The 13,537-nt window shown below is 70.1% G+C and carries 11 protein-coding genes; 6 read left to right on the forward strand and 5 right to left on the reverse strand.

Annotated features, from left to right (window positions below):
• Position 1: 1 nt before the first annotated feature.
• Complete coding sequence (locus tag JOM49_RS10660; protein WP_209664142.1) at positions 2-760, reverse strand: Tat pathway signal sequence domain protein; 759 nt, start codon at positions 758-760, stop codon at positions 2-4.
• A gap of 52 nt (positions 761-812) precedes the next feature.
• Entirely contained in the window at positions 813-1,475 is a 663-nt protein-coding gene (locus tag JOM49_RS10665) for a TetR/AcrR family transcriptional regulator C-terminal domain-containing protein (RefSeq protein ID WP_209664143.1), read from the reverse strand.
• Between the two features lie 68 nt (positions 1,476-1,543).
• On the opposite strand from JOM49_RS10665, the gene JOM49_RS10670 reads away from it, so the two are divergent.
• The 3 genes from JOM49_RS10670 to JOM49_RS10680 all read left to right on the forward strand — a co-directional run bounded on the left by JOM49_RS10670 (position 1,544) and on the right by JOM49_RS10680 (position 5,266).
• Complete coding sequence (locus JOM49_RS10670; protein WP_308158704.1) at positions 1,544-2,869, forward strand: FAD-dependent monooxygenase; 1,326 nt, start codon at positions 1,544-1,546, stop codon at positions 2,867-2,869.
• A gap of 9 nt (positions 2,870-2,878) precedes the next feature.
• A complete protein-coding gene (gene yhjD, locus JOM49_RS10675; RefSeq protein WP_209664144.1) occupies positions 2,879-3,913 on the forward strand; it encodes an inner membrane protein YhjD in 1,035 nt (344 codons plus the stop codon).
• A gap of 72 nt (positions 3,914-3,985) precedes the next feature.
• A complete protein-coding gene (locus JOM49_RS10680; protein WP_209664145.1) occupies positions 3,986-5,266 on the forward strand; it encodes an MFS transporter in 1,281 nt (426 codons plus the stop codon).
• Here JOM49_RS10680 and JOM49_RS10685 read toward each other — a convergent pair.
• On the reverse strand, positions 5,263-6,516 hold the full coding sequence (locus tag JOM49_RS10685; RefSeq protein WP_209671039.1) for a D-alanyl-D-alanine carboxypeptidase family protein: 1,254 nt from the start codon (positions 6,514-6,516) through the stop codon (positions 5,263-5,265). The two genes, JOM49_RS10680 and JOM49_RS10685, sit on opposite strands and share 4 nt — an antisense overlap.
• Positions 6,517-6,597: 81 nt before the next feature.
• Here JOM49_RS10685 and JOM49_RS10690 point away from each other — a divergent pair, with 81 nt between their 5' ends.
• Both JOM49_RS10690 and JOM49_RS10695 read left to right on the forward strand, forming a co-directional pair.
• Entirely contained in the window at positions 6,598-6,837 is a 240-nt protein-coding gene (locus tag JOM49_RS10690) for an SCO4848 family membrane protein (RefSeq protein WP_209664146.1), read from the forward strand.
• 73 nt (positions 6,838-6,910) lie between these two features.
• On the forward strand, positions 6,911-8,338 hold the full coding sequence (locus JOM49_RS10695) for a S8 family peptidase (RefSeq protein WP_209664147.1): 1,428 nt from the start codon (positions 6,911-6,913) through the stop codon (positions 8,336-8,338).
• 294 nt (positions 8,339-8,632) lie between these two features.
• On the opposite strand, the gene JOM49_RS10700 is transcribed toward JOM49_RS10695, so the two are convergent.
• Complete coding sequence (locus JOM49_RS10700) at positions 8,633-9,544, reverse strand: hypothetical protein (protein ID WP_209664148.1); 912 nt, start codon at positions 9,542-9,544, stop codon at positions 8,633-8,635.
• A 421-nt stretch (positions 9,545-9,965) separates the two neighbouring features.
• Here JOM49_RS10700 and JOM49_RS10705 point away from each other — a divergent pair, with 421 nt between their 5' ends.
• Complete coding sequence (locus JOM49_RS10705; protein ID WP_245369289.1) at positions 9,966-12,266, forward strand: PQQ-dependent sugar dehydrogenase; 2,301 nt, start codon at positions 9,966-9,968, stop codon at positions 12,264-12,266.
• Here JOM49_RS10705 and JOM49_RS10710 read toward each other — a convergent pair whose 3' ends face one another.
• Positions 12,267-13,529 (reverse strand): transporter, encoded by a 1,263-nt coding sequence (locus JOM49_RS10710; protein WP_245369290.1) that lies wholly within the window; start codon positions 13,527-13,529, stop codon positions 12,267-12,269.
• Positions 13,530-13,537 lie beyond the last annotated feature (8 nt).

The raw sequence follows: 13,537 nt of genomic DNA on the forward strand, positions 1-13,537 counted from the left end.
GCTACAAGTACTGGTAGCCCTTGAGGTTGCGCAGGAGCAGGTGGCAGTCCTGCAGGTGCGCGGTGTCGCTGAGGGAGCGGTAGATGCCCCACTTCGGCCGGATGACGTCGCTGAGGTAGGTGTCGCCGTTCTTCGCGGCGTCGATCACCGTGGTGCCGCCGTCACGCAGGATCCACCGCACCCGCCCGGAATTCCCGATGCGCTGCTCGATCTCCACGTCGATCCACTTGTTCTGCAACGGCGCCAGGTCCACTCGGCCGACGAGCACCTCGGGCTCGAAAACCTTGAACTCGAGGGTGGCCTTGCCGCCGGTGTGCCGCAACGACATCACCGTCAGCGGGCTGGTGCCGGTGCCGGGCATCTTGGTCTGGAAGACGTGGGTGAAGCTGGTGGTCGCCTTGAGGCTGCCCGGGATGAACATCTGGTAGGTGAGCTTCCAGGTCTCCCCGTTCTTCCAGTTCAGCACGGTCCCGTTCTGGCGCATGCCGCGGACTTCCTGGCGCTGCCGGTCGGTGGCCGAATCGCGGTCGCGCAGGTGCATGTCGAAGCGGTAGGCGTCGCCCTGCGGGTAGATGTGCGTGACGCCGGGGTGCGAGTCCGCGCGGTCGTCTTCGACGCCTTCGAAGGCGTTCAGCCCGGTGCTGCCGGGGCTCGGGTTCCAGCGCAGTTGCCAGCTCGCCGCGCGGGCGGGGAGCGCGGTCAGCACGGGCAGGGCGAGTGCGCCGGCGAGCAGGCCGCGCCTGCCGAGGGTGGAGGACATGGCAGGTCCCTCTCGTTCCCTGGCGGCGGTGACGGGAGAAAACGCACCGGCATCACAGCACCGTTTCCGGTTTTCCGTCAACCGCCCTCCGCGCGGCGAAACCGGCCAGGATGACTTCGAGGCCGTGCTCGAACCCGGCGTCGGTGTCCGGGTCGAACAGCGTCCCGATCAGCCCCGCGGTCAGCGGGAAGCGCCCGGCGTCGACCAGGGTGCCCAGCCGGTCGGGCCGGTAGGGGTTCACGTCGTACTCCAGGCCGGCGCGCGCCTGTTCTTCGATGGTGAAGCCGATGGTGAAGTGCAGCAGGATCGGGAACCCCCTGGCTGCCTCGTCCGGCGGGAAACCGGCGTCCTGCAGCGTGCGCAGGGTCAGTTCGGTCAGCCGGAAGACCTCGGGGTGGGCGACGTTGGTGCCCGCCACCACCCGTGCGCCGTCACGGTGGGCGAGCATCGCCGCCCGCAGGCGCCGGGTGGTCGTGGCGAGCCAGGCCGCCCAATCCTCGCCGGCCCGGGGGCTTTCGAGCCCCTCGATCGCTTCGGTCAGCACGATCGCGGCCATCGCGTCCAGCAGCTCCTGCTTGTTCTTCAGGTGCCAGTAGAGCGCCGCCGCCTGCACGCCGAGCCGCTTCGCCACCACGCGCATGCTCAGCCCGTCCAGCCCGTGCTCGTCGAGCAGGTCCAGTGCCGCGCGGGCGATCCGCTCCGCGTCGAGTTTCATGGTTGACACCCTAACACCGTTAAGTGCATCCTTAACATCGTTAAATTAACACTGTTAAGGAGAACGACGTGACGGACGTGGTGATCGCCGGGGCCGGGCCCACCGGGCTGATGCTGGCGGCGGAACTGAGGCTGGCCGGGGCCGAAGTGACCCTGGTCGACCGGCTGGCCGAGCGCAGCGGGGAGTCCAGGGCGGGCGGGCTGCACCCGCGCACCCTCGAAGTGCTCGACCAGCGCGGGGTAGTCGATCGTTTCCTGGCCGCGGGCCGTCCGGTGCAGGCCGGGCACTTTTCCGCGCTGCGGCTGGACTTCAGCGAGCTCGACACCCGGTACGGCTTCACGCTGCTGCTGATGCAGGCCGAGATCGAACGGCTGCTGGAGGAGTGGGTGGCCGAACTCGGCGTCCACGTCCGGTGGTCGACCGCGGTGACCGGCTTCCGGCAGTCCGGCGAGGGCATCGACGTCGAGACCAGTGGCGGGACCATCCACGCGCGGTACCTCGTCGGCTGCGACGGTGGCCGCAGCGCGGTCCGCAAGCTCGCGGGCATCGGCTTCCCCGGCACCGACGCGACCATGACCGCCGTGCTCGCCGACGTCGAACTCGACGACCCGCCCGCCGAATGGATCTTCGGCGAACGCCGTGAGCACGGCGACTTCGCGGTGATCGGCTTCGGCCCGGACTGGTACCGGGTGGTGGTCGACCAGTACGACTTCGTGGCCGACCGGAACGCGCCGATCAGCTTCGAGGAGGTCCGTGCGGCCCTGCTCCGCGTCGCCGGGACCGACTACGGCATGCGGGATCCGCGCTGGGTGTCGCGGTTCAACGACGCCGCGCGCCAGGCCGAGCGCTACCGCGACGGCCGCGTCTTCCTCGCCGGGGACGCCGCGCACATCCACTTCCCGGCGGGCGGGCAGGGCCTGAACACCGGCGTGCAGGACGCGGTCAACCTCGGCTGGAAGCTCGGCGCGGTCCTCGCCGGCACCGCGCCGGAGTCCCTTTTGGACACCTACCAGACCGAGCGGTACCCCGTGGCGGAACGGGTCCTGCGCAACACCATGGCGCAGACCGCGCTGTCCCGGCCCGGCCCGCACACCGACGCCCTGCGGGCCGAGTTCGCCGAGCTGATCCGGCAGGAGCCGGTCAACCGGGCGCTGGCCGGGCTGATCAGCGGACTCGACATCCGGTACCCGGCCACCGATCCGCACCCGCTGGCGGGCCGCCGCATGCCCGACCTGGACCTCGACGACTCCACGCGGGTCTTTTCCCTGTTGCACCAAGCGAAATCGATCGAGGTGAAGTTCGCCGAGGGGGAGCTGGAGGCGGTCGGGGTCCGGCCGGACGGGTATGTGGGGTGGGTGAGTCCTCGCGTTGCGGGCCCCCACCAGGGTGGTTAGCGTTTCCCCGTGGCGAAGCGAGAAGCTGGGGAAAAGTCCGAAGAAGACAAACTGCTGCCGCGCCTGCGCCGCAAGTACCCGTGGCTGGACCACGTGGTCCGGGCGAACGAAGCGTTCACCGAGCGCTACGGCAACCACTACGCCGCGGCGATCACCTACTTCAGCGTGCTGTCGCTGTTCCCGCTGCTCATGGTCGGTTTCTCCATCGCGGGCATGGTGCTCCAGGGCGATCAGGCGGCGCTGGACCAGCTCAAGAGCGGCATCACCGAGTCCGCGCCGGCCGGGCTCGGCGACTTCCTGTCCACCATCGTCGAGACCGCGTTGCAGGCGGGCGCCGGGACCGGGATCTTCGGCCTGGTGCTGGCGCTGTACTCCGGCGTCGGCTGGATGACCAACCTGCGGGACGCGCTGACCGCGCAGTGGGGCCAGGAGAAGAAGCAGCAGCCGATGCTCCCGACGCTGCTGCGCGACCTGCTGTCGCTGGTCGGGCTCGGGCTGGCGCTGGTGGTCTCGTTCGGCCTGACCGCCGCGGGCAGCGGGGTCGGGAAGCTGCTGCTGGAACTGGTCGGCCTCCAGGACCAGGCGTGGGCGGTGTTCCTGCTGCGGCTGGCCACCATCGTGCTCTCGCTCGCCGCGAACGTGCTGGTGTTCCTCTGGGTGATCGCGCGCCTGCCGCGCGAGCGGGTCAGCGCCCGCAGCGCGGTCAAGGGCGCGGTCATCGCCGCCATCGGGTTCGAGGTGCTCAAGCAGGTCACCACGGTCTACCTCGGCTTCGTCTCCACCTCGCCGAGCACCGTGCTCTTCGGGCCGATCCTCGGCCTGCTGTTCTTCGCCAACCTGGTCTCGCGCTTCCTGCTGTTCGTCACCGCGTGGACGGCCACCGCGAAGGAGAACGAGGCCCAGGTGGTCGAACCACCGGCGCCGGTGGTCATCCGGCCGCGGATGGACGTCCGGCAGGGGCCGGGCAGCAAGGTGGTGGCGGGCGCGTTCGGCGTCGGCGCGCTGGTCGGCCTCCTGACCAGGCGGAAACGCCCCAGGCCGTAGGGCCGCCCGCAGGACGGGAAGAAAACCACCCCGTCGTGGCGCTTATGCTCGGTGAGCAGTCCACACGATGGGATGATCTTGACCGACACCGAACTCGCCGCGCGGGAGACCCCCGCCAAGGTGCGCTACCCGCGCGAAATCTGGGTGCTGGTGGGAGCCAGCTTCCTGATCGCCATCGGCTACGGCCTGATCGCGCCCGCCCTGCCCAGCTACGCCACCAGCTTCAACGTCGGGGTCACCGCCGCGTCGGTGGTGGTCAGCGCGTTCGCCGCGATGCGCCTGGTGTTCGCCCCGGCCAGCGGCAGGCTGGTCACCCGGTTCGGGGAACGGCCGGTCTACCTGTGGGGCCTGCTGATCGTCGCGGTGTTCACCCTGGCCTGCGCGCTCGCCACGGAGTACTGGCACCTGCTGCTGTTCCGGTCGCTGAGCGGGGTCGGCTCGACCATGTTCACCGTGTCCGCGATCGGCCTGCTGATCCGCATCTCCCCGCCCGAGGTCCGCGGCCGCGTGTCCGGGCTGTGGGGCACCAGTTTCCTGCTCGGCAGCATCGCCGGACCGGTGGTGGGCAGCGGGCTGGTGTCGGTGTCGCTGCGGGCGCCGTTCCTGATCTACGGGCTGGCGCTGGTGCTCGTGGTGGTGCTGGTGTGGCTGAACCTGCGGCGGTCCGAACTGGCCGGGCGCGCCGAGACCGACGCCACCGCGCCGGAGATGAAGTTCACCGAGGCGCTGCGGCACCCGGCCTACCGCGCCTCGCTGATGTCGAACTTCGCCAACGGCTGGGTGGTCTTCGGCGTGCGCGGCTCGCTGATCCCGCTGTTCATCGTGGCCGTGCTGGCGCGCGGCGAGGAGTTCACCGGCTTCGCGCTGGCCGTGTTCGCCGCCGGGAACGTGCTGGTGATGATGATCTCCGGGCGGTTCGCCGACACCCGCGGCCGCAAGCCGATGGCGCTGGCCGGGCTGGTCATGCTGGCCGTGGGCAGCGGCGTGCTCGGGCTGACCGACAACATCTGGCTGTTCCTCGGCGCCTCGATGCTCGCCGGGATCGGCGCGGGCACGGTGAACCCGGCGCACAACGCGGCCGTCGCGGACGTGCTCGGGGTCAAGGCCCGCGGTGGCGGTGTGCTGGCCGGGTTCCAGATGGCCGCCGACATCGGCGCGGTCACCGGCCCGCTGGTGGCCGCGGTGATCGCCGAGCAGTGGTCCTACGCGGCCGCCTTCGCCGTCACCGGCGCGGTGGCCGGGCTGTCGGTGCTGTTCTGGATCTTCGCCCCGGAGACCCTGCCCAAGCGTGAACCGGCCGAGCACAAGGCCCAGGACGCCGTCCGCGAAGACTGTTGCAAGGACACGCCTTAGTAGTCCCGCACCCGGGGGAGCACGTCGGTCTGCTCGGCGAGCAGGGCGGCGCGCTTGCGGCGGTGCCCGAGGACGAACCCGGCGATGATGATCACCGCGACCACCAGCGTGATGATCCACCCGGTGGTGCCGAACGGGTCCTCTTCGCTCATCGTGGCGGCGGTCTTCGCCGGGTCGTTCTTCACGTCCGGCCCGGCCTGCGGGGAGCCGCCGGTCTGCAGGCCACCCTCGCGGTAGGTGAGCTGGCCGACCGGCTGCGGCTTCTTGGCGGCCAGTTCGAACCCGTAGTCGAGCAGCTTGCCCGCCTGGTCGGTGACCCGCATCGGCTTCTGCTCCCCGCGCAGGGTCACCACCGCCAGCCGCTTGCCCTGGCGCTGCGCCGCCCCCAGGTAGGTGTGCCGCGCGTCGTCGGTGAAGCCGGTCTTCCCGCCGAGGAAGCCGTCGTAGATGCTGAGCAGCTTGTTGTCGTTGTAGACCGGGAAAGCCGGCTTGTCGCCCCAGCCGGGGAACTGCACCTGCTTGGTGCCGACCGTCTTCGCGAACGTCGGCTGCTTCATCGCGTAGTGGAAGATCAGGCTCAGGTCGTAGGCGGAGCTCGACATGCCGGGACCGTCCAAACCGGACGGCGTGGCCGCGCGGGTGTCCATCGCGCCGATCTTGGCCGCCGCCGAGTTCATCTTCTCCAGCGTCGCCGGCACCCCGCCGAGCGTGGTCGCCAGCGCGTGCGCGGCGTCGTTGCCCGAGTGCATCAGCAGGCCCTGCAGCAACTGCTCCACTGTGTACTGCCCACCGGCGACCAGGCCGACGCAGGTGCACTCCTGGTCCGCGTCCTCCGGCGAGGCGGTGATCACCCTGGCCGGGTCCAGTTCGTTGACCGCGACGAGCGCGAGCAGCACCTTGATCAGCGAAGCCGGCCGCTGCCGCGCGTGCGGGTCCTTCGCGGCGAGGATCTCGCCGGTGTCGAGGTCCTGCAGCACCCAGGAGGCCGAGTTGATCACCGCGGGCGGGTCGTCCGCGCCGCGGGGGAGGACCAGCCCGCATTCACCCATCCGGTCGCCCCCGATCGGGGTGGCGGGCACCGGCAGCGCCTCGGGCGCCTTCTGGCCGGGCTTGGGCACCTCGGAGGTGTCCACCGGCGGCGGGGGCGCGGTCCGGTCGGTGCAGTTCTGCTTCTGGGCTGCTCTGGGCCCATCCTGCGCACCGGCCGCGGGAGCGAGCACGGTCACCGCGGCGAGGATCGCGGACACCATGATGAGGACGAGATCGCGTGGGCTGCGCACCCTTGCAGGCTAGCTGCGCCGGTGGTGAGCGATGAACTACCCTCCGCCAACATGAGGATGTCGGGACGGACCTCGCTGTTCCTGCTGGCGTTCGGCGTCTGGTCCTGGATCATCTGGGTGACCTTCGCGCGGAACCTGTGGGAGAGCGACCGGGCGTGGGCGGCGGACGGCTCGCCGACGGCCTACTTCGTGGTGCACGCGGTGCTCACCGTGGTCTCGTTCGTGCTCGGCACGATCGTCGGGCTCATCGGCTGGCGGGGGTGGCGCGCGCGGAACCAGACAAAAGAATGATTGCCCCGCGTTCTCCGGACGTGTTTCATCTTGCGGGTGTGCCTGATGCTCAGGCTCTTTCCTGGAGGTGTGGATGTCCCGGGTCCGACGATGGCTGCTGCCCGCAGCCGCCGCGCTGACGCTGGCGGGTACCGGTGCGCTGGCGCCGGTCGCGCTGGCGCAACCGGCCGCGCAGGCCGCCCCGCAGTGCGACACGACGAGTGCGTCATACACCTATGTGGTGATTTATCAGCCGCACACTTCCCAGTGGCAGGTTGACAAGGAACTCAAGGCGAAATGTGGTACGAAAGTCGCTTACTACGATGAAATCGGGGTAGCGGTCGCCACTTCGCGCAATGCCGATTTCCAGGAGAAGATCGGCGCCTTCCGCGCCTATTCGGGTGGCCGTGAGGTCGCCGAGCCGCCGGCCACCGCGGCCGCCGAGGCCCGCGCCCAGGCGCGCTCGGAGCGGGAGAACGAAGAGACCGTCGCCGTGGCCGCCGAGGGCGATCTGACCGCGCAGCAGTGGGACATGCGGGCGATCAAGGCCCCCGAGGCGAACAAGGTCAACCCGGGCAGCAAGTCGGTCACCGTGGGCGTGCTCGACTCCGGTGTGGAGCCCGACCACCCCGGCATCAAGCACGCGGTGGACGCCAAGGCCTCGCGCGGCTGCAACTCCGGTGCGGCGGACGCCGACCCGGCCAGCTGGACCACCACGAACTCCGACCACGGCCTGCACGTGGCGGGCACCATCGCGGGCAAGGACGAGGCCCGCGGCTTCACCGGCGTGGCGCCGGGCGTCAAGATCGCCTCGGTGAAGGTGGTCAACGACGACGGCATGATCTACCCGGAGGCCGCGGTGTGCGGCTTCATGTGGGCCGCGAAGCAGGGCTTCGAGGTGACCAACAACAGCTACTACATCGACCCGGGCATGTTCTACTGCCCGAAGCAGCCGGGTGACGCCGCCGCGTTCGAGGCGGTCAAGCGCGCGGTGGCCTACTCGCACAAGCGGGGCGTGCTGAACGTCGCGGCCGCGGGCAACAGCGGCTTCGACCCCAAGGCGCAGACCACCGACCCGAACCGCCCGCACCCGGTGGACACGAGCTGCGAAATCCTGCCGAAGGGCCTGGACGGCGTGGTGACGGTGTCTTCGGTCGGCTACAACGGCACGAAGGCCTCGTACAGCAACTACGGCAAGGGGCAGATCGAGGTGACCGCCCCGGGCGGTGACCGCGCCCAGCTGCCGCCGGCCGGCGAGGGTGCCGGCTGCCCGCTGTCCACGGTGTTCAACGGCCAGTACGGCACCAAGTGCGGCACGTCGATGGCGTCCCCGCACGCCGCCGGGGTGGCCGCGCTGCTGGCGAGCAAGTACCGGCACGTCCCGCCGCAGGCGCTTTCCTTCCTGCTGCAGGCGAAAGCGGACCCGGTCTCCTGCGCCGGTGCCGCCGAGTGCGAAGGCCCGGACTACTACAACTCGTTCTACGGCCGAGGCCTGGTGAACGCTCTGCGCGCGGTGAAGTAACCACGCGCCGTCGACGGCCCTCTCCCGTTCGCCGGGAGGGGGCCGTCTTGCGTTCACCCCATGGTCGAGACCGAATCGAGTGATTCGCGCACAATGGACCTGATCGGTCAGGACACGCCCGGTACCGCCGGGTGTAGTGTGGCGGCCTGCGGTCAGCCGCGAGCTTGGAATCATTCCTTCGCCGTTGAGGCGTACTGGAGGTTTGCGCAAATGGGTGGATCGGAAACGGGCGGCAACTAGTCGTCCCCGTCGGCGGGGGGATGATCCGCGTACGCCGCGGGTCATCCGCCCAGCTCAGCCGCTCGAGAAGTCGGCGACGAAGCCGAACCGCTTGCGCATTTCCGGCTCGACCGCGGAGAACTCCACCACCAGATCCCGTCCGTGTGGCTGCCTGACCAGGTTGGCCGCACCCTGGTTGCGAATCTGCAGCACGCCTTCCTTGCCCGCTTCGCGGAAAATCACCCGGTGTTCGAACTTGCCGACCTTCTTGTCGAAGAGCACGTCGAAGGTTTCCGGGGCGAGTCCGTTCATCAGGTCGGCGGAGAACTTCGGCCATTTCCATTCGACGATCACCACGTCCCCGGGGTCCACGACATCACCGAGGTGGACGTAGACCTCGAGCTTGGGCTTGCCGTTCGAGGAGAGTCGCCAAGCCGAGGTGGCGGTGGCTCTGGTTGCTTCTGCCGAGTCCGGTCCCGCGTGCCGAGCGGTGCAGGAGACCTGGCGCCGGAGTCGCTCGGTCAGTTCGGCGCTGCCGTAGTAGACCATGTTGACCGACAGGTAGCGCGGGAGTTCGTCCCCAGCGGCCTCCAGGGTCAGCCGCCGGGTGATGTGCGCGTCGCCGTTGGCTTCGATGACGACTTCCTGTCGCCACTCGCGGATGGCCAGGGGTGAGTGCGTACGCAGTGCGTCGGCGTAGGTGTGGAGCAGTGCCTCGTTGACCGCGATCCGCGCGCGCAGCGTCTGCGTGCCGGCGAAGGCGATCAATCCGGCGAGCACGAACAAGGCGGCGGCACCAGTGGCGAAGACCGTGCGCAGCCACGCCACGCCCAGCACCTGGCCGAGTACGCCGGTGGTGCCCAGGATGGTCACCGTGCCCGACAACGTGCGCACGTAGCCGTACCGGTGCACGACCGATTCGAGTTCCCCCACCACCGGGGACAACCGCCGGGAAATGATCCGGCGCACTTCGCGACCCGCGCTCATCCTCGCCCGCCCCTCACGTCGCGGAGGACAATCCGAGCGTGAAGCGTAACGCCTGGGTGGTCTTCGGTCACCGATCGTCGTTGGGCCATCCGGGTTCTGTGTGCTGCGCCGATGCGCTCAGCGGCCCGGCGGCCGGACGACGGCGCCGGCGTGATCGTGACACGAATGTGGCTTTGGGGGCGGAAAATGCCCCGAAAGCCACATTCGTGTCACCGGGTAGCACCTTGACCGGCTGGTTGCCAGGGGAAGAAACCCGTCACGGGGAATTGGGAAATGTGGCTGTGCGGATTCCGTGCGTGAGCCGCGGAACCGGGTGCAGGGGCGAATCCCTCGAATGGCCCTGTAACAAATAGCGCCCCATTCCCGCCATACGGGCAGGAGTCGCGATTCTCTCCCTGCAACGGAGTCGAGGAGTTCGGTCATGGGGTTACGCCGTCATGCGTTCCTGCGCAAAGCACGAAGATCATGGGCACTGGGATTGGTCGCACCACTGGCCGCGGCGGGGGTGGTGGTGGCCACGACCGCGCCCGTGGCCACCGCCGCGGTGCCCGCCGGGTTCACCGACACCGTCGCGATCGGCGGGCTCTCTTCGCCGACGGCGGCGGCCTTCGCGCCGGACGGGCGGGTGTTCATCGCCGAGAAGAGCGGGCTGCTCAAGGTTTTCGACTCGCTCGCCGACACCACCGCGACCGTGTTCGCCGACCTCCGCACGCCGACCCAGGACTTCTGGGACCGCGGCCTGCTCGGGCTCGCCATCGATCCGGCGTTCCCCGCCCGCCCGTACGTCTACGTGTCCTACACCTACGACGCCATGCCCGGCGGAGCCGCGCCGCGCTGGGGTGACACCTGCCCGACCCCGCCCGGCGCCACCGACGACGGCTGCGTGGTCACCGGCCGCGTGTCGCAGCTGACCATGGGCGCGGGCGGCGTCGCGGTCAGCGAGAAACCGCTGATCACCGACTGGTGCCAGCAGTACCCGAGCCACTCCATCGGCTCGCTCGCCTTCGGCCCGGACGGCGCGCTGTACGCCGGCGGTGGCGACGGCGCCAGCTTCAACTTCACCGACTACGGCCAGGTCAAGAACCTGTGCGGCGACCCGCCTTCCGCGGCGGGCACGAACCTCGTCCCGCCCAACGCCGAGGGCGGCGCGCTGCGCTCGCAGTCGGTGCGGCGGCCCGCCGGTCAGCCGGTGCTGCTCAACGGCGCGATCCTGCGCATCAACCCGGACACCGGCGCGGGCATGCCGGGCAACCCGTTCGCGAGCAGTTCCGACGCGAACGCCCGGCGCATCGTCGCCTACGGCATGCGCAACCAGTTCCGCTTCGGCTTCCGGCCCGGCACCAGCGAACTCTGGTCCGGCGACGTCGGCTGGGGCACCTGGGAGGAGATCAACCGGATCACCAACGTCGGCGACGCGGTCGCGGAGAACTTCGGCTGGCCGTGTTTCGAGGGCTCCACGCGGCAGTCCGGTTACGACGGCGCGAACCTGACCCGGTGCGAATCGCTCTATTCCGCCGGTGGCCAGACCGCGCCCTACTACGCCTACAACCACAGCGCGAAAGTGGTGGCGACCGACCCCTGCCCGACCGGTGGTTCGTCGATCAGCGGAATCGCGTTCGAATCGGGTAGCAATTATCCACCAGCCTATTCCGGTTCGCTTTTCTTCGCCGATTCCTCGCGCGGCTGCATCTGGGCGATGCAGACCGAAGCCGGGCAGCCGAGCGCGAACCGGCTGGTGCCGTTCGTGACCGGCGTGAACGTCCCGGTGCAGGTGCTCAGCGGTCCCGGCGGCGACATCTTCTACGTCGCGCTCGGCAGCGGGCAGTTGCGCCGGGTCAGCTACAGCAGCGGCAACCGGGCGCCGGTCGCGGTGGGCACGGCGACCCCGTCCAGCGGGCCCGCGCCGCTCGCGGTGCAGTTCAACGCCTCGGGCTCGAGCGACCCCGACGGTGACGCCCTCACCTACGCCTGGGACCTCGACGCCGACGGTGCCTACGACGACTCGACCGCGGTCAACCCGACGCGCACCTACACCGCACCCGCGGTGGTCAACGTCGGCCTGCGCGTCACCGACCCGAGCGGGGCGAACGGGACCACCACGGTGCCGGTGACGGTGGGCAACCCGCCCGGCCTGGACCCGGTGCCGGTGATCGACACCCCGACCGCCGCGCTGAACTGGCAGGTCGGGCAGACGGTGCCGTTCGCCGGGCGGGCCACGGACGCACAGGACGGTGAACTGCCCGCTTCGGCGCTGTCGTGGCGGCTGGCGATCCGGCACTGCGCGGCCAACGGCACCTGCCACACGCACAACGTGCAGGACTACAACGGCGTGGCGAGCGGCTCGTTCGTCGCTCCCGACCACGAGTACCCGTCGCACCTGGAGCTGACGCTCACCGCGACGGACTCCTCGGGCCGGGCCGCGTCGAAGACGGTGGAACTGCAACCCAGGACCGTCGCGCTGAGCTTCACCTCGCAGCCCAGCCAGGCCCTGCTCACCGTCGGCGGGATCGAGCAGCGCACCCCGTTCACCCGCACGGTCATCGCGGGCTCGAACAACTCGGTGAGCGCGAACAGCCCGCAGAACATCCCGCCGAACAACTGGAAGTACGCGTGGACCTCGTGGTCCGACGGCGGGGCCAGGGCGCACAACGTGGTGGCGCCCTCGACCCCGGCCACCTACCGGGCGAACTTCCGGCTCTGCTGGTTGCTCAACCCCTGCTGATCACCTGAGGAACAGGGTGGCCGTCAGCACCAGTCCGCCGGCGGCCATCACCCAGGTGTAGGGCAGCGTGGAGCGCATGACCTTCTCCGGGCGCACCCCGGCGTACTGCGCGCTCCACACCGTCTGCGTGCTCGTCGGGTCGGACACGCAGAGCACCTGGCCGTACGACGACATCAGGCCGAGCACGGCGGGCGCCGGGTAGATCCCGCCGGAGACGAGGACTCCGGCGACCCCGGCGCCCAGCCCGTACACGTTGAGCGGCCCGCGGTACAGGCACAACGGCACCAGCACGGCGAACACCAGCACGAACCACACCGCGCCCGACGGGCTCACCGCGGAGATCAGCGGCTGCAGCGCGCTGACCGCGCCCGGCAGCTTCACCGCGGACAGCAGCATCCCGATCGCGATGAACAACACGATCGGCGGGGCCGCCACGTCGAAGGCCCGGTACAGCGAACGCAGCGCGCGTTCACCCAGCTTGCCGGGCCGCGTGGTGGTCACCAGGCCGTAGACCAGCCCGGCCAGCAGCGACGGGACGATCGGCACCTCTAGCCCGAGCGCGAGCACGATCGGCAGCAACGGGGTGAGCAGGGCGTACCAGGGCGCGTCCCCACGCCGTTCCCGCGCGGCGGCCCGTGATCGGCGTGGCGCGCGAACCGCCCAGGCGTGCCGCGCGCCGGTGCGCCTGGTCTCGATCAGCACGTAGGCGACGCCGACGACCAGCGCGATCGGGAACACCTTCAACTGGAACGCGCGCACCTGCTCGATCGGCAGGTCCACCGCGTCGGACAGGAACTGCCAGCCGATCAGCTCCAGCGGCAGGCCGGTCGCCAGTCCCATGAGGACGGTCCCGCCGGCCACCACCGGGGCCACGCCGACCGCGATCATCGCCGGGATGCCGACCACCCCGGCGAGCATCGCGGCCGGAGCCGAACCGGTGATGCTGCCGCACAGGATCGCCACGGCGTACACGCCGAGCGCGACCACCGCCGGTCGCTCCCCGCCGAACTCGACGATCTTGCGCACCAGGGTCGCGGCGATCCCGGTGTCCTCCATCAGCGTGCCCAGCCACGAGCCGAGCAGCACCGCGATCATCGTCGCGGCGAGCAGCGACGCCCCGGTCTGCAACACCGAGCCGGTGATGCTGTTCTCCTTGCCCGTCAGGCTCGCGCCCGACAACGCCGCGATCGCCACGGCGAGCAACCCGAGCGCGAAGGCGGTCGGGATCTTGCGGGCCAGCATCAACGCGACCCCGATGGCCATCACAGCCA

Origin of the sequence: Amycolatopsis magusensis (assembly GCF_017875555.1) — a bacterium.
GTDB lineage: Bacteria > Actinomycetota > Actinomycetes > Mycobacteriales > Pseudonocardiaceae > Amycolatopsis > Amycolatopsis magusensis.